The sequence below is a fragment of the Rhizobium phaseoli genome (assembly GCF_001664385.1).
Taxonomy (GTDB): domain Bacteria; phylum Pseudomonadota; class Alphaproteobacteria; order Rhizobiales; family Rhizobiaceae; genus Rhizobium; species Rhizobium phaseoli.
This window is the reverse complement of sequence record NZ_CP013532.1, coordinates 3,550,279-3,574,077: the sequence shown is the minus strand read 5'-3', so window position 1 is coordinate 3,574,077 and position 23,799 is coordinate 3,550,279. Positions and strand designations below refer to the sequence as shown.

At 60.6% G+C, this 23,799-nt stretch carries 23 protein-coding genes; 12 read left to right on the top strand and 11 right to left on the bottom strand.

The window, feature by feature from the left end; translation table 11 throughout:
- Nucleotides 1-65: 65 nt before the first annotated feature.
- Entirely contained in the window at nt 66-974 is a 909-nt protein-coding gene (gene rpoH / locus AMC88_RS17275) for an RNA polymerase sigma factor RpoH (protein WP_012484996.1), read from the bottom strand.
- A 191-nt stretch (nt 975-1,165) separates the two neighbouring features.
- Nucleotides 1,166-2,191, bottom strand: coding sequence for an RluA family pseudouridine synthase (locus tag AMC88_RS17270; protein ID WP_064825550.1), 1,026 nt, complete (start codon nt 2,189-2,191; stop codon nt 1,166-1,168).
- A 41-nt stretch (nt 2,192-2,232) separates the two neighbouring features.
- On the opposite strand from AMC88_RS17270, the gene AMC88_RS17265 reads away from it, so the two are divergent.
- Nucleotides 2,233-2,616 (top strand): hypothetical protein, encoded by a 384-nt coding sequence (locus tag AMC88_RS17265; protein ID WP_004675735.1) that lies wholly within the window; start codon nt 2,233-2,235, stop codon nt 2,614-2,616.
- A 7-nt stretch (nt 2,617-2,623) separates the two neighbouring features.
- Entirely contained in the window at nt 2,624-3,448 is an 825-nt protein-coding gene (locus tag AMC88_RS17260; protein ID WP_012484994.1) for a TrmH family RNA methyltransferase, read from the top strand.
- A 106-nt stretch (nt 3,449-3,554) separates the two neighbouring features.
- Here the strand turns inward: AMC88_RS17260 and AMC88_RS17255 are convergent, their stop codons facing one another.
- Both AMC88_RS17255 and AMC88_RS17250 read right to left on the bottom strand, forming a co-directional pair.
- Nucleotides 3,555-4,715, bottom strand: a complete 1,161-nt coding sequence (locus AMC88_RS17255; RefSeq protein ID WP_041683931.1) for a coiled-coil domain-containing protein — start codon at nt 4,713-4,715, stop codon at nt 3,555-3,557.
- 217 nt (nt 4,716-4,932) lie between these two features.
- Nucleotides 4,933-5,520 carry a DUF1134 domain-containing protein gene (locus tag AMC88_RS17250; protein WP_004675728.1) on the bottom strand — a complete coding sequence of 196 codons (588 nt, stop codon included), beginning with the start codon at nt 5,518-5,520 and terminating at the stop codon, nt 4,933-4,935.
- Nucleotides 5,521-5,713: 193 nt separating this feature from the next.
- On the opposite strand from AMC88_RS17250, the gene chpT reads away from it, so the two are divergent.
- Both chpT and AMC88_RS17240 read left to right on the top strand, forming a co-directional pair.
- Nucleotides 5,714-6,361, top strand: a complete 648-nt coding sequence (gene chpT / locus AMC88_RS17245; protein ID WP_010025174.1) for a histidine phosphotransferase ChpT — start codon at nt 5,714-5,716, stop codon at nt 6,359-6,361.
- A 118-nt stretch (nt 6,362-6,479) separates the two neighbouring features.
- Nucleotides 6,480-6,842: a response regulator gene (locus AMC88_RS17240; RefSeq protein WP_010025173.1), complete on the top strand. Its 363-nt coding sequence runs from the start codon at nt 6,480-6,482 to the stop codon at nt 6,840-6,842.
- A 221-nt stretch (nt 6,843-7,063) separates the two neighbouring features.
- Here AMC88_RS17240 and ctrA read toward each other — a convergent pair whose 3' ends face one another.
- A complete protein-coding gene (gene ctrA, locus AMC88_RS17235; protein ID WP_007533606.1) occupies nt 7,064-7,765 on the bottom strand; it encodes a response regulator transcription factor CtrA in 702 nt (233 codons plus the stop codon).
- A 435-nt stretch (nt 7,766-8,200) separates the two neighbouring features.
- Here ctrA and AMC88_RS17230 point away from each other — a divergent pair, with 435 nt between their 5' ends.
- Complete coding sequence (locus tag AMC88_RS17230; protein WP_009991379.1) at nt 8,201-8,551, top strand: hypothetical protein; 351 nt, start codon at nt 8,201-8,203, stop codon at nt 8,549-8,551.
- Between the two features lie 215 nt (nt 8,552-8,766).
- Here the strand turns inward: AMC88_RS17230 and AMC88_RS17225 are convergent, their stop codons facing one another.
- A complete protein-coding gene (locus AMC88_RS17225) occupies nt 8,767-9,045 on the bottom strand; it encodes a GNAT family N-acetyltransferase (protein WP_041683755.1) in 279 nt (92 codons plus the stop codon).
- A 140-nt stretch (nt 9,046-9,185) separates the two neighbouring features.
- Here AMC88_RS17225 and AMC88_RS17220 point away from each other — a divergent pair, with 140 nt between their 5' ends.
- Entirely contained in the window at nt 9,186-9,653 is a 468-nt protein-coding gene (locus tag AMC88_RS17220) for a paraquat-inducible protein A (protein ID WP_041683930.1), read from the top strand.
- 19 nt (nt 9,654-9,672) lie between these two features.
- Here AMC88_RS17220 and sciP read toward each other — a convergent pair whose 3' ends face one another.
- The 3 genes from sciP to cysQ all read right to left on the bottom strand — a co-directional run bounded on the left by sciP (nt 9,673) and on the right by cysQ (nt 13,036).
- Nucleotides 9,673-9,948, bottom strand: coding sequence for a CtrA inhibitor SciP (sciP, locus tag AMC88_RS17215; protein WP_007533628.1), 276 nt, complete (start codon nt 9,946-9,948; stop codon nt 9,673-9,675).
- A gap of 974 nt (nt 9,949-10,922) precedes the next feature.
- Nucleotides 10,923-11,648 (bottom strand): sugar transferase, encoded by a 726-nt coding sequence (locus tag AMC88_RS17205; protein WP_010018803.1) that lies wholly within the window; start codon nt 11,646-11,648, stop codon nt 10,923-10,925.
- Nucleotides 11,649-12,238: 590 nt separating this feature from the next.
- A complete protein-coding gene (cysQ, locus tag AMC88_RS17200; protein WP_012484988.1) occupies nt 12,239-13,036 on the bottom strand; it encodes a 3'(2'),5'-bisphosphate nucleotidase CysQ in 798 nt (265 codons plus the stop codon).
- Nucleotides 13,037-13,571: 535 nt separating this feature from the next.
- On the opposite strand from cysQ, the gene AMC88_RS17195 reads away from it, so the two are divergent.
- The 6 genes from AMC88_RS17195 to AMC88_RS17170 all read left to right on the top strand — a co-directional run bounded on the left by AMC88_RS17195 (nt 13,572) and on the right by AMC88_RS17170 (nt 19,103).
- The gene (locus AMC88_RS17195; RefSeq protein ID WP_012484986.1) at nt 13,572-14,474 is read left to right on the top strand and encodes a branched-chain amino acid ABC transporter permease; all 903 of its coding nucleotides are present in this window, start codon (nt 13,572-13,574) and stop codon (nt 14,472-14,474) included.
- Nucleotides 14,475-14,478: 4 nt separating this feature from the next.
- Nucleotides 14,479-15,870 (top strand): high-affinity branched-chain amino acid ABC transporter permease LivM, encoded by a 1,392-nt coding sequence (livM, locus tag AMC88_RS17190; RefSeq protein ID WP_004675681.1) that lies wholly within the window; start codon nt 14,479-14,481, stop codon nt 15,868-15,870.
- Nucleotides 15,870-16,745, top strand: coding sequence for an ABC transporter ATP-binding protein (locus tag AMC88_RS17185; protein WP_012484985.1), 876 nt, complete (start codon nt 15,870-15,872; stop codon nt 16,743-16,745). The genes livM and AMC88_RS17185 overlap by 1 nt, the downstream gene beginning before the upstream one ends.
- Nucleotides 16,745-17,488 carry an ABC transporter ATP-binding protein gene (locus tag AMC88_RS17180; RefSeq protein ID WP_012484984.1) on the top strand — a complete coding sequence of 248 codons (744 nt, stop codon included), beginning with the start codon at nt 16,745-16,747 and terminating at the stop codon, nt 17,486-17,488. Before AMC88_RS17185 ends, AMC88_RS17180 begins: the two co-directional genes overlap by 1 nt.
- Nucleotides 17,489-17,507: 19 nt before the next feature.
- A complete protein-coding gene (locus AMC88_RS17175; protein WP_004675675.1) occupies nt 17,508-17,861 on the top strand; it encodes a DUF6867 family protein in 354 nt (117 codons plus the stop codon).
- 120 nt (nt 17,862-17,981) lie between these two features.
- On the top strand, nt 17,982-19,103 hold the full coding sequence (locus tag AMC88_RS17170) for a branched-chain amino acid ABC transporter substrate-binding protein (RefSeq protein WP_004675671.1): 1,122 nt from the start codon (nt 17,982-17,984) through the stop codon (nt 19,101-19,103).
- Nucleotides 19,104-19,401: 298 nt separating this feature from the next.
- Here AMC88_RS17170 and AMC88_RS17165 read toward each other — a convergent pair whose 3' ends face one another.
- Both AMC88_RS17165 and AMC88_RS17160 read right to left on the bottom strand, forming a co-directional pair.
- Nucleotides 19,402-20,319, bottom strand: a complete 918-nt coding sequence (locus tag AMC88_RS17165; protein WP_064825548.1) for a response regulator transcription factor — start codon at nt 20,317-20,319, stop codon at nt 19,402-19,404.
- On the bottom strand, nt 20,312-23,695 hold the full coding sequence (locus tag AMC88_RS17160; RefSeq protein ID WP_012484982.1) for a hybrid sensor histidine kinase/response regulator: 3,384 nt from the start codon (nt 23,693-23,695) through the stop codon (nt 20,312-20,314). The genes AMC88_RS17165 and AMC88_RS17160 overlap by 8 nt, the downstream gene beginning before the upstream one ends.
- Nucleotides 23,696-23,799 lie beyond the last annotated feature (104 nt).

Here is a 23,799-nt window from a genome sequence, read left to right as displayed (position 1 = left end):
CCTCAGACACAAAAACGCCATCTCCCGCGTAAGGAGATGGCGTTCCAATTCTTAGATTGACCTTATCAGGCCGTGGCTTCGACGACGCGGACGGCTTTGGCGCGTTCCAGGGCTTCCTTGCGGACAGCGTCCTGCACCTTCTCGAAGGCGCGAACTTCGATCTGGCGGACGCGTTCGCGGCTGATGTCGAACTCGGCCGAAAGGTCTTCCAGGGTCACCGGCTCCTCGGCGAGGCGGCGGGCCTCGAAGATGCGGCGCTCGCGTTCGTTCAGCACGCTCATCGCTTTGCTCAGCATGCGCCGCCGGGTTTCGAGCTCGTCCTGCTCGATCAGCACGTCTTCCTGGCTGTCGTGATCATCCACAAGCCAGTCCTGCCACTGACCGCTGTCGCCTTCGGCCGCCTTGATCGGCGCGTTCAGCGAGGCGTCGCCGGAGAGGCGGCGGTTCATCGAAATGACTTCCTCCTCCGAGACGTTCAGCTTGGTGGCGATTTCCGATACGTGTTCCGGCTTCAGGTCGCCATCGTCGATCGCCTGAATGCGGCCTTTCAGCCGACGCAGGTTGAAGAACAGACGCTTCTGGTTTGCGGTCGTACCCATCTTCACCAGCGACCACGACCGCAGGATATATTCCTGAATCGAGGCCTTGATCCACCACATGGCATAGGTGGCGAGGCGGAAGCCGCGCTCCGGATCGAATTTCTTGACAGCCTGCATCAGGCCGACATTGCCTTCGGAGACGACTTCGCCGATCGGCAGGCCGTAGCCGCGATAACCCATGGCGATCTTCGCGACGAGGCGCAGATGGCTGGTGACGAGCTTATGGGCGGCGTCGCGGTCGCCGTGTTCGGCATAACGCTTGGCCAGCATATATTCCTGCTGCGGCTCGAGCATCGGAAATTTGCGGATTTCGTCGAGATAACGATTGAGGCCGGCTTCGCCGGCGGTAATGGACGGCAAGGTATTTCGGGCCATAGTGCACCCTCCTAAAGTGAATTCCGGTTCCCGATGAAAACGCGTCCCCGCGTCGAAAAGGCAAACCGGGACGTGCGGCTTTCTACCCGAGCCCGCACTAAGTCCATATACACATAAGTATGGCGAAACGGCGGTTCAAGGCGCCGCTCACGCAGGTGTGAGACGGGGGAGGCGGAGTTCCGCGGTCCCCCCTAACTCCGCAATGCCTCGACAAGTTCCATCATGTCGTCCGGCAGCGGTACCTCGAAATGCATGAGTTCGCCGCTGCGTGGATGCTCGAACTGCAGCATGAAGGCATGCAGCGCCTGGCGGTCGAACCTGTTGACCACCTTACGGATATCTTCAGGCAACAGATTGGCCTTGGTCCTGAAGCCGGCTCCATAGACCGTGTCGCCGAGCAGCGGGTGGCCGATATGGGCCATGTGCACACGGATCTGATGGGTGCGGCCGGTTTCGAGGCGGCACTCGACCAGCGAGGCGAGCGCCGTCGCGTCCGGGGTTTCGTGAAAGCGCTCGATCACCTCATAGTGGGTGATGGCCTCGTCGGCGTCTTGGCTGTCGGGGCGCTTGACGGCGCGGCGGGTGCGATCGCCGGTGGCGCGGCCGAGCGGCGCGTCGACCGTGCCTGTCAGCGACCGGGGCCGGCCCCAGACGATTGCCCGATAGGCCCGCTCCAGCGGCATGGTGCGGCCATGGTCGGCAAACTGGAGTGAGAGGTGGCGATGGGCAACGTCGTTCTTGGCGACGACCATGACGCCTGTCGTGTCCTTGTCGAGACGGTGGACGATGCCGGGGCGGCGCACGCCACCGATGCCGGAGAGTGTTGCGCCACAATGATGGATCAGCGCATTGACCAGCGTTCCCGTCCAGTTGCCGGAGCCGGGGTGGACGACCAGGCCGGCCGGTTTCGATATGACGATAAGGTCATCGTCCTCATAGAGGATATCGAGCGGAATATCCTCGCCCTGCGGCGTCGGGTCTTCCGGCTCGGGCAGGGTGATCTCGAAACTGTCGCCGGCGCGCACCTTGCGCTGTGGATCGGTGATGAGCTGGCCGCGCATAGAAACCTGGCCGTCCTTGATGAGGACCTTGATCCGGCTGCGGGAAAACTCCTCGCCGAGCTGCGCCGTCAGCCAGGCGTCGAGCCGGCCTTCGGCGGTTTCATCGGCTGTCAGGACTTTTCTAATGCCGGCTGCTTGTTTAAAGGGGTCGCTCAAGACGCTTCTTCTCCGACGTATTTTTAGAACGGGACGCACAGATGACAGCAATCGAGCCAGACGACCAGGAAGAGAAGCCCCTTGATCCGGCGATGGAAAGTGTCCGGCGCAAGATGGTCCGCCTGCAGATCGTTTCCGGCGCCATCATGTTCGTGAGCCTTATGGCGGTCTTCGGCGCGGTTGTCTACAAGACGATGCGCGAGCCGAAGGAGACGGCTCCCACTGCCGCCGCCTCCGGTGTGCCCGCGGATGCGCCGCTTGCGGCGACCGTTTCCCTGCCGCTGGGTTTCAAGGTGCAGTCGACCTCATTCTCGGCGGGACAGATCCTGTTTTACGGCGAGACCGTCGAGGGCAAGGGCAAGGCGCTGATCTTCGATCTCCGGACCGGCCGCACGGTCGCTGACCTGACCGTCACGGGCAATTGAGGCCGGCATGGCCGCTCCCCCGATCGCCATCGCGAATGCCGACGATCCGCGCGTCGCGGAATTCCGCGACATCCGAGAGCGCGATCTGACCGGGCGGGAAAAGCGCTTCATCGCCGAGGGGACCGTCGTGCTTAGAATGCTCGCCGAGGCGCATGCGGAAGGCCGTGGCTTTCGTGCCGAAAAGATCCTGCTGCTGCGCAACCGCGTCGCGGGCATCCAGCCGATCCTGGACCGCTTTCCGGCCGACGTGCCGGTCTATGTCGCCGAGGCTGACGCACTCGCCGGCATCGTCGGTTTTCACCTGCATCGCGGCGTACTCGCGCTTGGCCGGCGGGAGGAGCGTGACGGGGCAGCACTCGTTGACGCCCTGCCGGAGAGGGCGCTGGTCCTCGTCGGCTGCGGCATTTCCAATCACGACAATGCCGGCTCGATGTTCCGCAACGCCGCCGCCTTCCGGGCAGACGCCGTCCTGCTCGACGAAACTTCCTGTGACCCTCTTTATCGCAAAGCCCTGCGTGTCTCCGTCGGATCGGTGCTGCGCGTTCCACACCGGCGTGGCGGCAAGGCACTGGATCTGCTCCTGGCGCTTGCCGAACGGGGCTTTGCCATCTGGACGCTTTCACCGCATGGGAAAACGGACATTCGCGCCATTCCGGCTGCCGCACGCATGGCACTCGTCGTCGGCACGGAGGGGGAGGGCTTGCCGGAGGCGCTGCTTGCCCGCTTTCATAGCGCGCGCATCCCGCAATCGGACGAGCTCGATAGCCTTAACGCGGCGACGGCGACGGGAATCGCCTTGTTTTCGATGGCCTCGGCCATGGGACGGATCTGACCCTAAAGCACGTCGCGATCTTTCAGATTCGTTCCCTGCGCTTTAGGTCTTTATTCTCTCGCATGAAGTTATCGCAAAGCCGCCGCCCGCTTTTGCGCGACATACTTTAACGCACCGGATTGGCGATGATGGCGGCCGCCCTGTCGGCAAGGCTGACGCGGTCGTTCGGGTTCTTGGTCCCGGCATCCGGCAGCAGCGTGCGGATCGGCGAGGAGGGGCCTTCGTTGAGTGCGGTCAGCGCCACCATATTGGCGGCGATCGAGGCGATCTCTTCGCGGATCGCACCATCACGTCCGGGGACGGACTTTGCCTTCTGCAGACGCTCGGCAAGGGCGGCGCTGCGCTTGCGGGCATCCTCGCCCATCTCAGCCGTCAGCGCGGCGGTATCGAGCATGGGCGCGATTGTGTCTTCAGCTGTCAGTTCCGCCGGCAGGTCCGCCGCCATTTTGGCCAGGCCGGCCTCGCGCAGCACCCGGTTGATCTTGCGGATCTCGGCATTGGCGGCTTTCAACTGGTCCTTCAGCTTGGCGACTTCCTGCTGACGGCGGGCGAGCAGGGTTTCCTTCTCTGCGGCGGAAGCGCTCTCACGCGCGGCCTTATCTTCCAGACGGATTACCATATGCTGCTGCTGCGTCAGTTTCTGCTCGGCATCCTTGGCCCGCTTCTGCAGCAGGGCGACATCCTGGCGTAATGTGTCGCGTTCGTCACGCAGCGCGTTGGCGCGGAATTTCAGGCTTTCCGCCTCCGTGTCGCGCGCGGCCAGGTCGATCCTCAGGCTATCGGTTTGTTCGCTGAGCTTGCTCAGCCGCGTCCGCATTGCCGCCAGTTCGCTCTCCTTGTTGGCAGCGGATTGTTCGGCAATATGCAGATTGGTCTTCAACTGACTGATATAGTTCTCGTCCTTACGCAGGCGCGAGCGCTGCTCGGCCGCCTCGACATGCATCTCGCCGATCTGGGCCTGCAAGTCAGCGATATCGGCGGCAAGCCTGCCGGCATCGATGGCAAGGGCATCGTGGCGCAGCTGAAGCGAGAGGGATTTTTCGCGTTCACGCAGAAGATCCTGGGTGGTGCGCGCGTTTTCGGCGGCATACAGGGCACGCACCATGTCTTTCTGGGCGCGGACCTCTTGCGGGCTGAGCGGCATCGTCGCTTTCAGCCGGTTTTCGGTATACCAGACGATGCGGCGGTGTACGGCCGGCGAAATCAGAAAGACGAGGAAGGACGCGGTCAGGAAGCCCAGTCCGAACAAGAGAGCGTATTCGATCACGGCGGGGCCATCGATTCGACGTTGATACTAAAACAGGATTTCAGCCCAGTCGGCCTAAGATCTAAATCCCGTTCTCCGTTGGCCGGAACGTGACATCCGAAAACCGATTGCGCGTTCGGCGTCCTATTCCGGGTCATCCCTGAAGATTAAGCATGCATGGCGCATCGGGACAAGGCCGCCGATGCGGGTGGCGGCAGTTTCCCACGGTCCTGCGGCTTCAGAATGGGTTCCAGGTCGGTGCCTGGGTGATCTTGAGATAACCGACATTGACGCCAAGTCGGGCGCCGACGCCGGTGCGGATCGGCACGACCAGCACGTCGTTGTTCTTCAGCACCGTCATGCCGAAGCCGGCAATCACATAGGCCGAGCCGCTGACGCCGCCGAAACGGGCATAGATGCCATCGATGGAGGGCAGATCGTAGACCAGCATCATGACGCGCGAGCCCTGCCCGCCGTAGTCGATGCCGAGCGAGGGGCCCTGCCAGTAGAGCGGATGCTCGCCGGCATTCTTGGTGTTCAGCTGGCCTTCGCCATAGGTGAGACCGGCGATGAAGGCGCCGCCGCCTTCCTGTCCGAGAATATAACCGTTCGGCAGGCCGTATTTCTGGAAGGCGCTTTCCACCACCTTGGCAAGACCGCCGCTGGCGGAGCCGAAGAAGGAGTGGCCGGTATCGATGATTTCCTGCATCGTATACTGACCGTTGTTCTGAGCGGCGGCCGGCCCGGCGACCATCATCGAGGAGAAGACGAGGGCCGAGAGCAACCTGCAGAAGCCGATGAATCTGTGCGGAAATCGAGGGCGCATGGTGTCATCCGTTCGTCGTTGGTCGGGAGCGGACAACCGCTCGCGTCAATTGCTGCATTTTGCGCCGATGATCTTAACAATCGGTTTACCAAATATGGTGTCATTATGGCACCGAATACGATCGCAAACTTCGCGCAATTTAGATGACGCATATTACGGGCGCGATGAGATTGCCGCCCTTCAGGAGACGATGATGTCCAAGAACCCGAACCTTACTCTGTCCGGCCCGGATCTGGCCGCGCTCCTCTGCAGCCGCGTTTGCCACGACGTCATCTCGCCCGTCGGTGCGATCAACAACGGTCTGGAACTTCTCGATGAAGGCGGCGCCGATTCCGATGCGATGGACCTGATCCGCACCAGCGCGCTCAATGCTTCCGTCCGGCTGAAATTCGCGCGCCTCGCCTTTGGCGCCTCCGGTTCGGTCGGTGCCTCGATCGATACCGGCGAGGCCGAGCGCGCCGCCAAGGATTTTGCGCTGGCAGAGAAGAAAACCGAGGTGATCTGGAACGGACCGCGCGCCATCGTTGCCAAGAACCGGGTCAAGCTGCTGCTCAATCTCTTCCTCGTCGCCTATTCCTCGATTCCACGCGGCGGCGTGCTCGAGGTGACGCTCGAAAATCCCGAATTCGACGCCAAGTTCACGCTGACGGCCAAGGGCAAGATGATGCGCTTGCCGCCGAAATTCGTCGAGATATCGACCGGCACGATCGAAGAGGCAATCGACGCCCACTCGATACAGCCTTACTACACCGTGCTGCTGGCTGAAGAGTGCGGAATGACGCTCGATCACAGCGCAAGCCCGGACGAATTGGTGTTCAAGGCGGTGGTTGCCGCTGACTGAATTCGCTCCGCGAGAGGCGTGTTCAGCCATCCGGTAACGATTCCTTAGCCTGATGGACCTATTCTCTAAGGTTGTAAGAGGCCCACCGTTGCGACGAATGCGGGGAAAAGGAGCGACCATGCAAAGGTTCATGATCACCGATAATTCGGACATCGTCCGCAAGGTCGGCAAGCGCATTCTCTCCGAACTCGACTTTCTCGTCAGCGAGGCTTCCACTGCCAGCGAGGCGCTGCAGCGCTGCCAGGCGGAACTGCCCGAATATCTAATCGTCGATTCCGGCATGGAAGGCGCGCTCGACCTCATTGCCGCCATCCGCGCCATGGACGGGGGCAAGGACGTCAAAATCTATTACTGCGTCATCGAAGCGGATCTGAAGAAACTGATGGCCGGCAAACGGGCCGGCGCCACGGATTTCCTGCTCAAACCCTTCGATCGCAAGATACTGACCGCCGTTTTCGGGAACCGCGCGATCGCTGCCTGACGGCAGGCGCATTCCGCCGACATCACCCAATCCCGGAGCGTTCCGCCAAAAAGTGCGGACGCCGGTTGACGCTGCGATTTCGCTTCCCTCACCGAGAGGACGAACTTCAGGTCGAGCAAGGTCTCAGGCCCTTTCATTCACGTTGCCAGCCCAAAACGAAAAATCCCGCCGAAAGGGCGGGATTTCGTCATCCGATAAGGGGGATCGGAAGATTCGGAAGCTCAGGCGGTTTCCGCATATTCGGTGCCGTCCGGCTCGCGGAGAACGTAACCACGGCCCCAGACGGTCTCGATGTAGTTGGCGCCGCCGGCGGCGTTGGCGAGTTTCTTGCGCAGCTTGCAGATGAAGACGTCGATGATCTTCAGTTCCGGCTCGTCCATGCCACCGTAAAGATGGTTGAGGAACATTTCCTTGGTCAGCGTGGTGCCCTTGCGCAGCGAAAGCAACTCCAGCATCTGATATTCCTTGCCCGTCAAGTGGACACGCTGGCCGCCGACTTCGACGGTCTTGGCATCGAGATTGACGATCAGTTCGCCGGTCATGATCACCGACTGGGCATGGCCCTTGGAGCGGCGGACGATGGCGTGGATGCGGGCGACGAGCTCGTCCTTGTGGAACGGCTTGGTCATGTAGTCGTCGGCGCCGAAGCCAAGGCCGCGAACCTTGTCTTCGATACCGGCCATACCCGACAGAATGAGAATTGGTGTCTTGACCTTCGACAGCCGGAGAGTGCGGAGCACTTCATATCCGGACATGTCGGGCAGGTTCAGATCGAGAAGGATGATATCATAATCATACAGCTTGCCCAGATCGACGCCTTCTTCACCGAGATCGGTGGTATAAACATTAAAACTCTCTGATTTCAGCATCAACTCGATGCTCTGCGCCGTAGCGCTGTCGTCCTCGATGAGAAGTACCCGCATAATTATCCCCTTTACCGCCGCCGAAAGGTGGTCTGGCCCCTACACGCTACCGAACAAGCTACGTGATTTGGAAGCTGCCACGAAATGGTTAACAAATTCTGATTCACTCTGGCAAGGAGTATCGAATTTATTAAATAATTTTTCCATTTCTCTGTTTTCCAATAGGAATCTCAAAAAGGCTTTCCTCAATTTTAACATTAGGAAACAGCGCTAAGTGATTCATCCGACTCGCCAATGAAAAGGTTCGAACTTCATGCCGCGGCATTTACCGACCCTTAAATCATCGGGCCTATCATTAACGATGCCCGTAAACGAAAGGTTACCAGCGGTAGGTTTTTGTTAATATCGCAGGAAATTTTTCAGCAAACCGTGTCAAAGCGGCGCGCAGGGCGGTTTCAAGTTGAGCCGGGGTCTCGCATCACGGGAGTAATGCGTATGAAGTCGCGAGAAAGTCTCGTTCGCCTGAAAGAGTTTCAGGTGAACGAAAAACGACGTCAATTGCAGCAGTTGCAGATGATGATGTCCGAATTCGAACGGATGACGAAGGATCTGGAGAGCCAGATCGTCGTCGAGGAAAAGAAGTCCGGTATATCAGACCCGAATCACTTTGCTTATCCGACCTTCGCCAAGGCCGCGCGTCAGCGGGCCGACAACCTGCAGGTTTCGATCAAGGAATTGAAAATGCAGGAAGAGGCGCTGGAATTGGCGCTTGAGGAGATGCAGGCGGAATATGCAAGGGCGTCGGCGCTGGAAGAACGTGACAGCGGCGCACGAGCCAGGGCGTAAGAGAAAACGTTGGGCGCCGGGTTCGGCGCCCCGGGGATCGCCACAGAGAAGCCATGTATGACGGGCGCGCTGGTCCGTCATACATGGCTTTTGGTGTTTGCCGTTTTCCATCTCCCTATCGCCCGACTGGCGCGTCGGCGCCAAGATGCGCGGAAGCGTGGCATCCTCCGCGCGTTTGAAAAGACGCGCGGCGCCAGCCAAGAAAGCAATAGCAATCAGTTCACGACGTCGCGCCATTCCGGGTGGTGCTGCGCCTGCGCCTTGAAAAAGGGGCAGAGCGGAATAATCTTCCAGCCGCCGGTGCGGGCGGCCTCCACGGCGTGCAGCGCCAATGCCTGGCCGACGCCTTTGCCGCGCAGGGCATCGGGAACGGCGGTGTGATCGATGATCACGAGCTTCGGCGATGTGCGCGAATAGGTCATCTCCGCCTCATGCCCCTCTACCCCGGCCGCATAACGGCCGCCGGAGGCGTTTTCCTCGTTTCGAATGTCCATTGTCTTTCCTCGCAAGGGATGGGGATATTGTCGCCGGCGACGGTGACACGGCGTGGCGATCATGCCAAGCCGGCGAGACAATTCCCGGAGGAGACGGAGTGTTCATGAAAAAGGGTCGGATTGGTGCGAGGTTCGCGTGGATCAAGGCGCTTCCGATGATCAGCCCCGTTCTTCTTGTGGCGGCGCCGTTCCTCCTGGCGCTCGGCCTGCTCTTGCCGCTGGTCCATTTCGAGACATTGTATTTCTTCGATCGGGCCCCGTCGCTTATCGACATCGTCGTCTCGCTCTGGCTGGGCGGGGATGGGCTGCTGGCGGCGATCGTCGCACTGGTCTCGATCGTGCTGCCGATTCTGAAGATGGTTGGGATCGCTGCGGAAGCGACAGGTGCCGGCGGCGGGGCCGGCAGTTTCTTTTATCATCGCGTCGTGCCGCATCTGTCCAAGTGGTCAATGATGGACGTGCTGCTGGTCGCGATCGTCATTGCGGCGGCGAAGACGACGGGGCTGGCGAATGCTTTCACACAGCCTGGCCTGTGGTGCTATGCGGCCTCGTCAATGATTTCGGGCCTTCTGCACTCCCTGACGGGAGATGCGTCCGGCCCGAAATAATCGTCGATGCTGGGTGCGATCAGTGGCGATACTGCTGAATGCGCGTGGTGCGCAGGCCGGCGAGGCCATGGCTGTTGATCGATGACTGCCAGGACAGGAACTCTTCGACCGTGAGCGTGTAACGCTCGCAGGCCTCTTCCAAGCTCAACAGGCCACCGCGAACAGCCGCGACAACCTCTGCCTTCCGGCGGATCACCCAGCGCCGCGTATTCGGCGGCGGAAGGTCCGCGATAGTCAGGGGGCTGCCATCGGGGCCGATGACATATTTCACTCGGGGACGTATCATTTCGGTCATTGGACTCTCTACACAACGCAAGACCACGAGCGCCACTCTAGCCTGCCACATTTAAAAATTGCCTAAGCCCACCGTAAGACTTTGATAACAAATTTAGACGCCCGGGAGTGGCGGAGAATGAGTGTCTGCCCCGCAAGTCTTCATCGCCGATCTTGCTGCATCGGTCCAATTCGTATGATTTTGACGCTTCCTGTCCCTGCCTGTGAGCCAAGCTGCCTCCAGCGACATCTCGGCACGAGCTTCTCGTCACCGGCAGCGAGGCCGAACCGTAAGCGGTCAGGCGAGGTCAGAAAGATGAAGCGCGCTTTGACGACGGCGGGGCTTACAGGCTTCGATTTCCAATGCGCGTCGCAGCAAATTTGATTCATGCGACGCACACGAGCCACCGCAAAACCTCGCCAGCTTACGAGATCGCCGACCGCTTTTATTGCTGCAGGTCGGGGATGGTAATGAAGCGGACGATCCTGCCGATCTGCCGTACGGAGGGGGCGTTTACGAGGAGGGCGGCCAATCAGGAAATCGCCATCTCGACCTGTTCTTCCAGGATGCGGTGACGAATGCGGTCGCCTTCGCATCGTATGATGCTGACCTGAAACAATACATTTTCACCGTTGTCGGGCAGCGGTCCACGCGGTAGCGCAGCCGGTAATGGCGACGCGCTATGGCCCCAGGCGCTTCTCGGCCATTATCGCGCAACAGCAATTCGGAAAGGATTAGCAGCCGGCAAATCGGATGCGTAGGTTACCCAAAGTGCCGCAGCGTTCTTCGCGCCGCAGAGGAGACGCGCGGCGCTGAGTTGGCTGACGGCAAGAGAGGGGGTGCGACGCGATTCTTCTCGATCTGTTGTCGAACGGATCGCAGGGATATCCGGGAGGAGCGCATGGTAAGCTCGATTCGCTCGAACACCTGCAGGCGGCGGCCCGAGCATTCCGGTACCGGCTGCTCCGAGCAGCCGGTCCTTTCTCACAAAAAGCTTAGAAGCCTTTTCCGCCGGCCAGTTCCGACAGCACGGTTCCGACAATGATGCGCATATCCATCCAAATCGAGAAATTTCCGACGTAATAGAGGTCGCTGGCAATGCGGGCGCGGGCTTTGGCCGGACGATCGGTCGGGCCGCGCAGGCCGCGCATCTGGGCCAGGCCCGTCATGCCCGGACGCATTGCGTGGCGCTGGTGGTATTCCGGCACAAGCTCTTCGTACAGCATGCCACCCGCGCGCATGCCGATCGCGTGGCAGCGCGGACCGACGACCGACATGTCGCCCAACAGCACGTTCAACAGCTGCGGCAATTCGTCGATGTTCGTGCGGCGCAGGATGGCGCCGATGCGGGTAACGCGCGGGTCGTTCTTCACCGTCTGAGCAACGCCCGAGACATCGCAGAGATCGGTCCGCATGGAGCGGAACTTGTAGACTTTGATGGCCTTGCAGTTCCTACCCCAACGGGTCTGCTTGAACAGCACCGGTCCAGGGCTGTCCAGCTTGATCAAGAGGGCGACGAGGAGAAGCAAAGGCGCAAGGACGAGGAGGGCGCTCAACGACGAAACAATGTCGAACGCCCGCTTCAGGACAAGATCCACCCACGGCGCCTGCGGCGCATCGCTGTGGATTACAGGGGTCTGGATCTTCAGGCTCGGCTGCTGGCGGCGGCTCGGCCGGAAGGACTCTGTCGAAATGGTGTTGTTTAGTTCCGTGATGCTCAAGGATCGTACTCTGTTGTCTTCGAGGGGCGCGGCGGCAATAGGCGATCAATGGTTTACCCTGTCACCAGGGCTGCACTCAGGTGTTGGTAACCCTACTAAAACGGAAAAATGCGACAATTGTGTAATGGTGTCCAGAGAAATATCGCATCGCAATAAATCTTTCGCACTTGCGTTAAGTTGAGGCAAACTCATGATATTTCGTTAAGAATTGGAATTTCATCAAGGTTTTTAGGCCTTTGACAGGGGCTTCCGGGGTGCTCCGGACGTGCCTTTTCGGCACGTGCCGCATCGCCCAAAAGCGCCAATTCTTAACAGAAACCGGGGCGAAATTTTTCCGCGAGAACGGTCGGCTGGTTATCTAACAGTGCCAAAATGTGACAAAACCAAGGCGGGATCGACGAGGTTTTGCAGGTAGAAGGTGTGGGGACGCGGGCGATTCCCACAGAATCACCTCTGTCACCCGGCCACGCGAATCAGTAGATGGCCGGCGGGGCTGAGATAGTCGACACGGGGGAGGGGCCCGAGAAAGCGCCAACCTTGTCGCGGTGAAGAAATCTGCCTGCGGCGCTTTCAGCGGTCCTTGCGGGCGGTCACGCGGGTTCGAGGACGCGTTTCCTGCCGCCCCAGGAAATGAAGTTCGGGTTGGCGAAATCGAAATCAGCCGCCGTTCCGGTCTTGCCGTAGGTCAGCGGCGCTCCGTCGAGCGTCACGGTCGAACCGCCGGCGGCGCGAAGCACTGCATCGCCGGCCGCCGTGTCCCATTCCATCGTGCGGGTGAAACGGGGATAGACGTCGGCCTTGCCTTCAGCCAGCAGGCAAAATTTCAGCGACGAACCGATGTTGGTGCACTTGGAAATCGCATGATCGGCGAGAAAGGTTCCGGTCTCCGGGCTGTTGTGGCGAAGGCTCGCGAGCGCCAGCCGGTCGGCCGGCTGTTCGCGCACGGTGATTGCACTGCGTGCGCCGACGGTGAAATCCTCCGTCACCACGAGCCTTTCGGCGTGGCCGCGTTCTCCCGAGAAGGCAAGCCCGAGCGCCGGCGCGTAGACGATCCCGGCCATCGGAGCGCTGTTCTCGATATATGCGATGTTGACGGTGAATTCCTGCCGCCCGTCGACGAATTCCCGCGTGCCGTCGAGAGGGTCGACCAGGAAAAAGCCCCGACCGCTGATGTCAGGCACCCGGCCGGCGGCGACCGACTCTTCCGCCACAACGGGTATTTCGGGAAAGTCTCGGGCAAGATGCGCAAGGATGATGCGTTCGGCCTCCTCGTCGGCGACCGTGACCGGACTTGCGTCCGCCTTCATGGCGACGGGAAAGCCTTCGCGCAAGACCGCTATGATGGCCTTGCCGGCTTCGAGCGCCGCCCTTTCGAATGTCCTCAGCATTGTCCTTTGCCGTTCGCCGCGCGGCGAGCATCCCTTGTCGCTCGTCCGCAAACCATCCCTCTCACCATACTGAATCTAATATGGTGTTTCGCCCTGCGCTCCGCACCCCGATAACGCAGTCTGCGATGCTACCATAAGCTTTCGGTCTTGTCAGACGAAGTTGGCAGCCGTTCACTGGAATGGGATTCGCCAAAGCGGCGCGCTTCGGGTCCGAATTTGCTCCATCTTCCAATTCTGTGGAATAGCTTACGCCGCAAGGTCTTCACGAAATTTGAAGACGAAATCATCGGATGGTTAATTCGACGCCGGTTTTTGGCTAAAAACAGGACGTGCTTCGCCGATTTTCTGTGGATTTTGGTGCAAAATGCGCCATCTAGCCCTGTTCGAACAAGAATCTGCCGGAGAAAATCCTTTTTGTCTTCACATTTGCAGCGAAACCGCTATGCATTGCGGTCATGAGGTTGCCTGAAACGGGCGACCGAAGAACCAAAAAGAGATGCAGCATATTCGGCTCGCATCCAGGGGAAAACGACATATGGAGTATTTCGTCCAGCAGCTCTTCAACGGGCTGACGCTCGGATCCATCTATGGCCTTGTGGCTATCGGCTATACGATGGTTTATGGCATTATCGGCATGATCAACTTCGCCCATGGCGACATCTTCATGCTCGGTGGTTTCGCCGCTCTTATCGTCTTCCTCGTCCTCACGTCCATCTTCGCAGGTCTCCCGGTGGCAATTCTGCTGCTGGCGATGCTTGTCGTCGCGATGTTGATGACGAGTTTGTGGAATTGGACGATCGAGCGCGTCGCATATCGGCCTTTGCGCGGTTCATTCCGCCTGGCGCCGTTGATTACCGCGATCGGCATGTCGATCGTGCTGTCCAACTTCATCCAGGTGACGCAAGGTCCGCGCAACAAGCCGATCCCGCCGATGGTCAGTTCGGTCTACCAGTTCGGCAACATCTCGGTATCGCTGAAGCAGATCATCATCATCGTGATCACCGCGGTGCTGCTAACGATCTTCTGGTATATCGTCAACCATACCGCTCTCGGCCGCGCCCAGCGCGCCACCGAGCAGGATCGCAAGATGGCGGCGCTTCTCGGCGTCAACGTCGACCAGACGATCTCGATCACCTTCGTCATGGGTGCGGCGCTGGCTGCCGTCGCCGGCACGATGTATCTGATGTATTATGGTGTTGCGTCGTTCGCCGACGGGTTCACGCCGGGCGTGAAGGCATTCACTGCGGCCGTTCTCGGCGGCATCGGCTCGCTGCCGGGCGCCGTTCTCGGCGGGCTGATGATCGGCCTGATCGAATCGCTGTGGTCGGCCTATTTCACCATCGCGTACAAGGATGTGGCGACCTTCGCCATCCTCGCTTTCGTGCTGATATTCAAGCCGACGGGTATCCTCGGACGGCCGGAAGTCGAGAAGGTATAACGTCATGGCAAACATCGAGAATTCTGCAGGCAAGCCCGACGCCGGACTTGTCCGCAAAGGCCTTACCGAAGCCCTTTTTGCCGCCGTCCTGTCGCTCGGCATGTTCGTCCTCTATGTCGGTCTGAAGACCGACCAGAACATCAACAACGAGCTGATCATCGTGCAGCGCTGGGGATTGCTTGCAATCTTCGTCGCTGTCGCCGCGATCGGCCGTTTCCTCATGGTCGTTTTCATCAAGCCGAACATCGACCGCCGCAAGCTTAGGAAGGCACGGGAAGGTGATCTCGACATCTCGACCGAGAAGAACTTCTTCCACCGCCATTTCCTGAAGTTCGCGCTGCTCGCGCTGGTGCTCTATCCTGTCGTGATCGTGGCGCTCGTCGGTGCTCAGGGCTCGCTGAAATGGGTCGACAATTTCGGCATCCAGATCCTGATCTACGTGATGCTCGCCTGGGGGCTGAACATCGTCGTCGGTCTCGCCGGCCTGCTCGATCTCGGTTACGTCGCCTTCTATGCGGTCGGCGCCTATTCCTACGCGCTGCTGTCGAGCTATTTCGGCCTGTCCTTCTGGGTGCTGCTGCCGCTTTCCGGCACCTTGGCGGCGCTCTGGGGTGTCATCCTCGGCTTTCCGGTGCTGCGCCTGCGCGGTGACTACCTCGCAATCGTCACGCTTGCCTTCGGCGAGATCATCCGTCTCGTCCTCATCAACTGGACCGACGTGACCAAGGGGACGTTCGGTATCTCGAGCATTCCGAAGGCGACGCTGTTCGGCATCCCGTTCGACGCGACAGCCGGCGGCTTTGCCAAGCTTTTCCACCTGCCGATGTCGTCCGCCTATTACAAGATCTTCCTCTTCTATCTCATCCTGGCACTCTGCATGCTGACGGCCTACGTCACCATCCGGCTGCGCCGCATGCCGATCGGGCGTGCCTGGGAAGCGCTGCGCGAAGACGAGATCGCCTGCCGTTCGCTCGGCATCAACACGGTGACGACCAAGCTCACGGCATTCGCGACGGGCGCCATGTTCGGCGGCTTCGCAGGCTCGTTCTTCGCAGCGCGCCAAGGTTTCGTTTCGCCGGAATCCTTCATCTTCCTGGAATCGGCGGTTGTTCTCGCCATCGTCGTTCTCGGCGGCATGGGCTCGCTGACCGGCATCGCGATCGCCGCGATCGTCATGGTCGGCGGTACCGAAGCGCTGCGCGAAATGGACTTCCTGAAGGCGGTCTTCGGACCCGACTTCACGCCGGAACTCTACCGCATGTTGCTGTTCGGCCTGGCGATGGTCGTCGTCATGCTGTTCAAGCCGCGCGGTTTCGTCGGCTCGCGTGAACCGACCGCCTTCCTCAAGGAGCGCAAGGCCATATCCGGAAGCTTTACCAAGGAGGGCCATGGTTGATGAGCCCGGTTACCAACACCATGTCGAGCGATACGCTGCTCAAGGTCGAGCACCTGTCGATGAAGTTCGGCGGCCTGATGGCCATCAACGACTTCTCCTTCGAAGCCAAGCGCGGGGATATCACCGCGCTGATCGGGCCGAACGGTGCCGGCAAGACCACTGTCTTCAACTGCATCACCGGCTTCTATAAGCCGACGATGGGGATGATCACGCTCAATCAGAAGAACGGTAAACAGTATCTTCTGGAGCGTCTGCCGGACTTTCGCATCACCAAGGAAGCCAAGGTGGCGCGCACCTTCCAGAACATCCGGCTGTTTTCCGGCCTGACCGTTCTCGAAAACCTGCTGGTCGCCCAGCACAACAAACTGATGCAGGCATCGGGTTATACGATCCTCGGCCTCATCGGCATCGGTCCTTATCGGCGAGAGGCCTCCGCCGCCATTGAGCTCGCGCGCCATTGGCTTGAAAAGGCCAACCTGATCGATCGCGCCGACGATCCGGCCGGCGATTTGCCCTATGGCGCCCAGCGGCGCCTGGAGATCGCGCGCGCCATGTGCACGGGCCCGGAACTGCTTTGCCTGGACGAGCCGGCGGCAGGTCTCAACCCAAGGGAATCGGCAACTCTGAATGCGCTGTTGCAGAACATCCGCGCCGAAACCGGAACCTCCATTCTGCTCATCGAGCACGACATGTCGGTTGTCATGGAAATCTCCGACCACGTCGTCGTCCTCGAATACGGCCAGAAGATTTCCGATGGCACGCCGGATCACGTAAAGCACGATCCGAAGGTCATCGCGGCCTATCTCGGTGTCGAGGATGAGGAAGTGGAAGAGGTGATCGCAACCGTCGAGCAGCTCGAAGGAGGCGCAAACTGATGGGCGACGAAGTAATGACGGGTCAACCGCTCCTTCAGGTGAACGGCGTCGAAACCTATTATGGTAATATCCGTGCGCTGGCCGGCATCGATGTCCAAGTCAACAAGGGCGAGATCGTCAGCCTGATCGGCGCCAACGGCGCCGGCAAGTCGACGCTGATGATGACGATCTGCGGCAGCCCACAGGCTCGCAAGGGCGCGGTCGTCTTCGAGGGCCGCGATATCACCAAGATGCCGACACACGAGATTGCGCGCCTGCGCATCGCGCAGTCGCCTGAGGGACGCCGCATCTTCCCGCGCATGACGGTGCTGGAAAACCTTCAGATGGGCGCCGGCCTCGACAATCTCAAATACTTCGCCGAGGACGTCGAGAAGATCTTCACGCTCTTCCCGCGTCTCAAGGAACGTCACGCCCAGCGCGGCGGCACGCTTTCGGGCGGCGAACAGCAGATGCTGTCGATCGGCCGCGCCCTGATGGCGCGTCCGAAGCTCTTGCTGCTCGACGAACCTTCGCTTGGCCTCGCGCCGCTGATCGTCAAGGGCATTTTCGAGGCGATCCGCAAGCTCAATGAGCAGGAAGGCCTCACCGTGTTCCTGGTCGAGCAGAATGCCTTCGCGGCACTCAGGCTTTCGCATCGCGCCTACGTGATGGTGAACGGCAAGGTGACGATGAGCGGCTCCGGCAAGGAACTGCTCGCCAATCCCGAGGTCCGCGCCGCCTATCTCGAAGGCGGAAGACACTAGCTCGAAGGGAGAGTTTGAGATGCAGGGACTTTTCTTCGAAAGCGATGACAGCGTCCGTCTCGTCATTCGCGCCCTTGTCGTGCTGATCGGCTTCTGGACGGCCTGGCGGGCCGGCAAGGCGGTCGCAGACGGCTGGAATAATTATCCGCTGGCGGTCGTCTACACCTTCCTGCTCGCCTGGGCGATGCAGTTTCTCCACCATGCCCTGTTCAACGGGCCGATGCTCAGCGCCCTCTTTTACGGCATCGATTTCGTGACGCTGCTGGTCTTCTCGACCGCCGGCTTCCGCTTTCGCCGCACCAATCAGATGGTCAACAACTATTACTGGCTGTACGAAAAAACTTCCGCGTTTTCGTGGAAGGACAAACATTGACAGTCCGTTGAAACTAGGCATGAATTGCCTCCAGAGTGGAACCTCTTTCCTGGCGCAGTCAATGGTGGGTAATGCGCCGGGCCTTGGACCGGAACCCGCCCAAAAATTGGGAGTAACAATATGAAGAAGTCTCTTCTGTCGGCGGTGGCCCTGACGGCGATGGTCGCCTTCAGCGGCGTCGCACGGGCCGACGTTCTCATCGCTGTCGCTGGTCCGCTGACCGGCCCGAACGCCGCTTTCGGCGCTCAGCTTCAGAAGGGTGCCGAGCAGGCAGCTGCCGACATCAACGCAGCCGGCGGCATCAACGGCGAGCAGATCAAGATCGAACTCGGCGACGACGTTTCCGATCCGAAGCAGGGCATCTCGGTCGCCAACAAGTTCGTTGCCGACGGCGTCAAGTTCGTCATCGGTCACTTCAACTCGGGCGTTTCCATCCCGGCTTCGGAAGTGTATGCCGAAAACGGCATTCTCGAAATCACCCCGGCTGCTACCAACCCGAAGTTCACTGAGCGCGGTCTCTGGAACACGTTCCGCACCTGCGGCCGTGACGACCAGCAGGGCGCCATCGCCGGCAAGTATCTTGCCGACCACTTCAAGGATGCCAAGATCGCCGTCGTTCACGACAAGACCCCGTACGGTCAGGGCCTTGCCGACGAAACCAAGAAGGCCATGAACGCTGCCGGCCTGACCGAAGTCATGTACGAAGGCATCAACGTCGGCGACAAGGACTTCTCGGCCCTCATCGCCAAGATGAAGGAAGCCGGCGTCTCGATCATCTATTGGGGCGGCCTGCACACCGAAGCCGGTCTCATCATCCGTCAGGCTGCCGACCAGGGCCTGAAGGCAACGCTGGTTTCGGGCGACGGTATCGTTTCGAACGAACTGGCCTCGATCGCTGGTGACGCCGTTGCCGGTACGCTCAACACCTTCGGTCCCGACCCGACGCTGAACCCGGCCAACAAGGAACTCGTCGAGAAGTTCAAGACCGCCGGCTTCAACCCGGAAGCCTACACGCTCTACTCCTACGCTGCGATGCAGGCGATCGCCGGTGCTGCCAAGGCTGCCGGTTCGGTCGATCCTGAAGCCGTTGCCACGGCCATGAAGGAAAAGGGTCCGTTCCCGACGGTTCTCGGCGACATTTCGTTCGACGAAAAGGGCGACCCGAAGATTCCTGGCTACATCATGTACGAATGGAAGAAGGGCGCGGACGGCAAGTACACCTACGTTCCGCAGGGCATGTAAGCCTGACTTCCCTTTTCGGGGAGATGAGATCGAAGCCCGGTTCCGACCGGGCTTCTTTGTTTATGGAAGTTCAATGTCCGTCTCCGGCGGTGCCGCTGATCTGTTGCCGAAGGGTCTGTCCGATCCAGGCCGTCGCGGAAATCCTCGGCAATTTCGGCAGCGGCTATCCGATGCCGCCGACTAGAACAGGATGATTTTAGGGTCCGGTCGGGCTAAAATCTGAATCCTGTTCCAATTAAAGAGTTAGAGCATGATGTCGTCCGAAAACCGCTCACCCTTTTCGGCATCATGCTCTCGCTCACATTTCGTGCAGCACATGCGTCGCTTTCACGGCGGCCGAGGCGCGGTTTTCGACACCGAGTTTCACGTAGATCTGTTCGAGATGCTTGTTCACAGTGCGCGCCGATAGCCCCAGTATTTCGCCGATGTCGCGGTTGGGCTTGCCTTTGGCGATCCAGAGCAGCACTTCGGATTCGCGCTGGGTGAGCGAGAAGCGCTGGCGCAGCACCTCGTCGTCACTGCGCTGATTGGCAGCGGTGAGGCGGAAGAGATATTCGTCGGGGCCGATCGCGCCGAGGAAGGCGAGCTGCAACGCCGCCTGGCCGGCATGGGCGATCGAAATGATGCCGTCGCGCGCTGCAGCAACGCGGTCGCGCATCCAGCCGGCGATATGGTGGACGACGGTTTCCATGCCGTCGTCGCTGCCCATGGCGGCGTTGACAAGGCGCGTTGCGTGCGGCGTCGACCAATGGATCGCGCCGTCGCTCTTGACCGCCAGCAGATGGCGTCCGGCGGCATCGAGGGCGACACGGGCGCTCTGGGTCGAGCGGGCATTTCTGAGATGGACGCGAATGCGGGCGCGCAGTTCGTCGATATTGATCGGTTTGCTGAGATAATCGACGCCGCCCGATTCCAGCGCATGCACGACATGTTCGGTTTCGGTCAGGCCGGTCATGAAGATGACAGGCACCTGCGCCACTGCGGCATTGGCCTTCAACCTGCGGCAGGTCTCGAAGCCGTCCATGGCGGGCATGACGGCGTCGAGCAGGATGAGATCGGGCGTGATGCGCTCGACGATGCCGAGTGCTGCCGTGCCCGATGTGGCGATCAGCACGGCAAAGCCGGAGTGCTCGAGCGCATCGGTCAGGAAGCCGAGCGCTTCGGGCGAGTCATCGACAAGCAGAACGATGTCGCGGGGCAGGGCCGGCTCAGCCAATGGATTCCACCTTTTCGTCGAAGTCGTGCAGGAAGGTCATGAAGCCGGCCAGATCGAAGGCGGCGACATAAGGTCGAAGAGCTTCGGTGAATGGCCGATTTGCCTCCGCCTTGGCAAGGTCCGAAAGCTTGGCTTCTATGCCCCTGATGTAACCGATCTCGCCCAGCCGCAGCAATTCCTGCACATGGGCAGCGCCAGGGCTCAACAACGGTGCTTCAATCCTGGCAGGAACGGCGGGCGTGGCGTCGGCATAGATCCATTTCAGGCCGAGATGCAAAGCGAGCTTGTCGCGCAGCTGACGGATGTCGACCGGTTTGCCTATTGCATCATTGTGGCTGTCGTCGCTGTCGCTCAAGACCGCTGCGTCGCCGATATTGGCCGAAAGCATCACGATCGGCGCCGTCTGGCCGGCCTCGCGCAGGCGTGAGACGAGTTGCCAGCCGTTCATGCCGGGCATCAGGATATCGACGAGAAAGAGATCCGGCATGATGCCGTCGATCAGCGTCAGGCATTCGGCGCCGCCGGCCGCCGTCAGCACGATGAAATCGAGCGGCGCCAGGATTTCGCGCATCATCTCGCGGTGATCCTCATTGTCGTCGACCACGACGATCGTGCGGCGCGGGCCGTCATACCCGACGATACGTTTTTCCTGTGGCGGGGCGGCAGCGCGCATGACGGCCGACAGCATCAGCCGCACGCGAAAGGTCGAGCCCTCGTCCCTCACGCTCGAGACCGAAATCTCGCCGCCGAGCGTGTTGGTCAACAGCCGGGTGATGGTGAGACCGAGCCCGAGACCCGGCATCGGCCGTACGCTTTCGGCCTCGCCGCGCTGGAAGGGTTCGTAGATGCGGGGCAGGTCTTTCTCGGTGATGCCGCGGCCGGTATCGGCAACGGTGAAGGTCGCCACCTGGCTGCGATAGCCGACATCGAAGGTGACGCTCCCTTGATCGGTAAACTTGATGGCATTGGAGAGCAGGTTGACGAGGATCTGGCGCAGCCGTTTTTCATCGGTGCGGACGAATTGCGGCAGGGCCGGTGAGCGTTGATGGACGAAGGCGAGCCCCTTCGCCTGCGCCTGCGGGCGGAACATCTCGACGATCTGATCGAGGAAATCCTGGATGTTGATCTCGTTGGAATAGACCTGCAGGCGGCCGGCCTCGATCTTGGAGATGTCGAGCAGTCCGTCGATCAGGCCGGAAAGATGCTCGGCGCTGCGGCGGATGACCTTGATCGAGGACTGGCGCGGCGCAGGGATGGTGTCGTCGCGCTCGAGGATCTGGGCATAACCCAGGACGGCGTTCAGTGGCGTGCGCAGCTCATGGCTGAGGCCGACGACATAGCGGCTCTTGGCGCGGTTGGCAGCTTCGGCCGTCTCCTTGGCGTTCTGCAAGGCGGCGTCAGTCTTCTTATGGGCGGCGATTTCCTTGAGCAGCAGCGTATTCTGGCGCGACGATTCCTCCTCGGCGACGACACGGCTGTCATGGGCGAGCACGTAGAACCAGCAGACGACGCCCGATATCACCGAAAAGACGAAGAAGACGACCAGGATGGTGCGGTTGACCACCTCGGCCGTCTCGGGGGAGGCGGCGGCGACCTGATGGGCGATCATCGCCAGGATTGCACCGATGGCGGCCAAGGCCAGAACGACGGCGATGCCGTAGCGGCCGAGGCGCGTCGTCAATTTGCCCAGAATGGTTTCCGGCAGCAGGACCTTGGCGACGGTGCCGACCTGCGCATTGAAACGGGCGGCAGGCTTGCACATGTCGTGGCAGCGGCTGTCGAGCGAGCAGCAGAGCGAACAGATCGGCGCGGCATAGGCCGGGCACCACGCCATATCTTCCGGCTCGAAAGGGTGCTCGCAAACGGAGCAGGTGATGTTCGTCAGGTTCTTCCAGCTCTGGCGCGGCTTGCGGGCGAGATAGAACTTGCCTTTCGTCACAAAGGCGAGTGCCGGCGAAGCGATGAGCGCGACAACAAGGGTGATATAGGGGGCAAGCGAGGCGGCGAGCGGGCCGAAGGCGCCGAAATGCGCGATCAGCGACACCGTTGCCGACAGCGCCATGGCGCCGAGGCCGACCGGATTGATGTCGTAGAGATGGGCGCGCTTGAATTCGATGCCGGAAGGTGCGAGCCCCAGCGGCTTGTTGATGAAGAGATCGGCGAAGATCGTGCACAGCCAGGCCATGGCGATGATCGAAAAGATGCCGAGCGTCTCCTCCAGCAGCCGGTAGATGCCGAGCTCCATCAAGAGCAGGGCGATCGCGACGTTGAAGACCAACCAGATGACGCGGCCGGGATGGCTGTGGGTCAACCGCGAGAAGAAGTTCGACCAGGCAAGCGAGCCGGCATAGGCATTCATCACGTTGATCTTCAACTGCGAGACAACGACGAAGGCGGCCATCAGCAGCAGCGCGGCATTGTGCCAGGGGACCATGTAGCCGAAGGCGGTCAGATACATCTGCGCCGGGTCGGCGGCGCGATCGACGGGCACGCCCGAGGCCAGGGTCAGCACGACCAGGAAGGAGCCGGCAAGCAGCTTCGGCGCGCCAATGACGACCCAGCCGGGTCCGGCGAGGAAGACGGCCAGGCGATGGCGCCACTTGCGCCGCGGTTCCGGCGGCAGGAAGCGGAGGAAATCGGCCTGTTCGCCGATCTGCGACATCAGCGCCAGGATGACGGCCGAGGCTGCCCCGAATTGCACCAGATCGAACGCGGCAACAGTGCCTGGAGAGCCCGACGGTTGGCGGATGCCGGCAAAGGCACGCCAGAGATCGAATTTTTCCCAGTCCATGAAGGCGATGAAGAGGAACGGCAGGATATTCAGCACGATCCAGAAGGGCTGGGTCATCAGCTGGAACTTGCTGATCAGCCGCACGCCGTGCGTCACCAGCGGGATCACCATGACGGCGCTGACGATATAGCCGATCCAGAGTGGAATGCCGAGCGTCAGCTCCAATGCGCCGGACATGATCGAGGCCTCGATCGCAAACAGCATGAAGGTGAAGCTCGCATAGATCAGCGAGGTGATGGTCGAGCCGATGTAGCCGAAACCGGCGCCGCGCGTCAGCAGATCGATATCGACGCCGTGGCGAATGGCGTAGCGGCTGATCGGCAGGCCGATCGCCAGCATGGCGATGCTTGCGACGATAATGGCATAAAAGGCGTTTGTGGTGCCGTAGGAGAGGGTGATGGCGCCGCCGATCGCCTCGAGCGCCAGGAAGGAGATCGCACCGATCGCCGTCTGCGCGATGCGCTGGGAGGAGAAGTGGCGGGCGCTCTTTGCGGTAAAACGCAGCGCATAATCTTCCAGCGTCTGGTTGGCGACCCAGCGATTATATTCGCGTCTTACCGGAATGATGCGTTGGCGCGCTGCCATGTCTTCCTTCCGGCATTCCGGTTGGCCTATCGTCTCGGAACAGTTTTGGCGGGATGGGTCAGAAAGGCAAGGGGCGGAGCACTGGCAGATTCATTGAACTGCCA

Excerpts from the sequence above, each read along its gene's own strand:
- rpoH (WP_012484996.1), bottom strand. The coding sequence starts at position 974 with ATGGCCCGAAATACCTTGCCGTCCATTACCGCCGGCGAAGCCGGCCTC.
- AMC88_RS17265 (WP_004675735.1), top strand. The coding sequence starts at position 2,233 with ATGACAGCAATCGAGCCAGACGACCAGGAAGAGAAGCCCCTTGATCCG.
- AMC88_RS17260 (WP_012484994.1), top strand. The coding sequence starts at position 2,624 with ATGGCCGCTCCCCCGATCGCCATCGCGAATGCCGACGATCCGCGCGTC.
- AMC88_RS17250 (WP_004675728.1), bottom strand. The coding sequence starts at position 5,520 with ATGCGCCCTCGATTTCCGCACAGATTCATCGGCTTCTGCAGGTTGCTC.
- chpT (WP_010025174.1), top strand. The coding sequence starts at position 5,714 with ATGTCCAAGAACCCGAACCTTACTCTGTCCGGCCCGGATCTGGCCGCG.
- AMC88_RS17240 (WP_010025173.1), top strand. The coding sequence starts at position 6,480 with ATGCAAAGGTTCATGATCACCGATAATTCGGACATCGTCCGCAAGGTC.
- ctrA (WP_007533606.1), bottom strand. The coding sequence starts at position 7,765 with ATGCGGGTACTTCTCATCGAGGACGACAGCGCTACGGCGCAGAGCATC.
- AMC88_RS17230 (WP_009991379.1), top strand. The coding sequence starts at position 8,201 with ATGAAGTCGCGAGAAAGTCTCGTTCGCCTGAAAGAGTTTCAGGTGAAC.
- AMC88_RS17225 (WP_041683755.1), bottom strand. The coding sequence starts at position 9,045 with ATGGACATTCGAAACGAGGAAAACGCCTCCGGCGGCCGTTATGCGGCC.
- sciP (WP_007533628.1), bottom strand. The coding sequence starts at position 9,948 with ATGACCGAAATGATACGTCCCCGAGTGAAATATGTCATCGGCCCCGAT.
- cysQ (WP_012484988.1), bottom strand. The coding sequence starts at position 13,036 with ATGCTGAGGACATTCGAAAGGGCGGCGCTCGAAGCCGGCAAGGCCATC.
- AMC88_RS17195 (WP_012484986.1), top strand. The coding sequence starts at position 13,572 with ATGGAGTATTTCGTCCAGCAGCTCTTCAACGGGCTGACGCTCGGATCC.
- livM (WP_004675681.1), top strand. The coding sequence starts at position 14,479 with ATGGCAAACATCGAGAATTCTGCAGGCAAGCCCGACGCCGGACTTGTC.
- AMC88_RS17185 (WP_012484985.1), top strand. The coding sequence starts at position 15,870 with ATGAGCCCGGTTACCAACACCATGTCGAGCGATACGCTGCTCAAGGTC.
- AMC88_RS17180 (WP_012484984.1), top strand. The coding sequence starts at position 16,745 with ATGGGCGACGAAGTAATGACGGGTCAACCGCTCCTTCAGGTGAACGGC.
- AMC88_RS17175 (WP_004675675.1), top strand. The coding sequence starts at position 17,508 with ATGCAGGGACTTTTCTTCGAAAGCGATGACAGCGTCCGTCTCGTCATT.
- AMC88_RS17170 (WP_004675671.1), top strand. The coding sequence starts at position 17,982 with ATGAAGAAGTCTCTTCTGTCGGCGGTGGCCCTGACGGCGATGGTCGCC.
- AMC88_RS17160 (WP_012484982.1), bottom strand. The coding sequence starts at position 23,695 with ATGGCAGCGCGCCAACGCATCATTCCGGTAAGACGCGAATATAATCGC.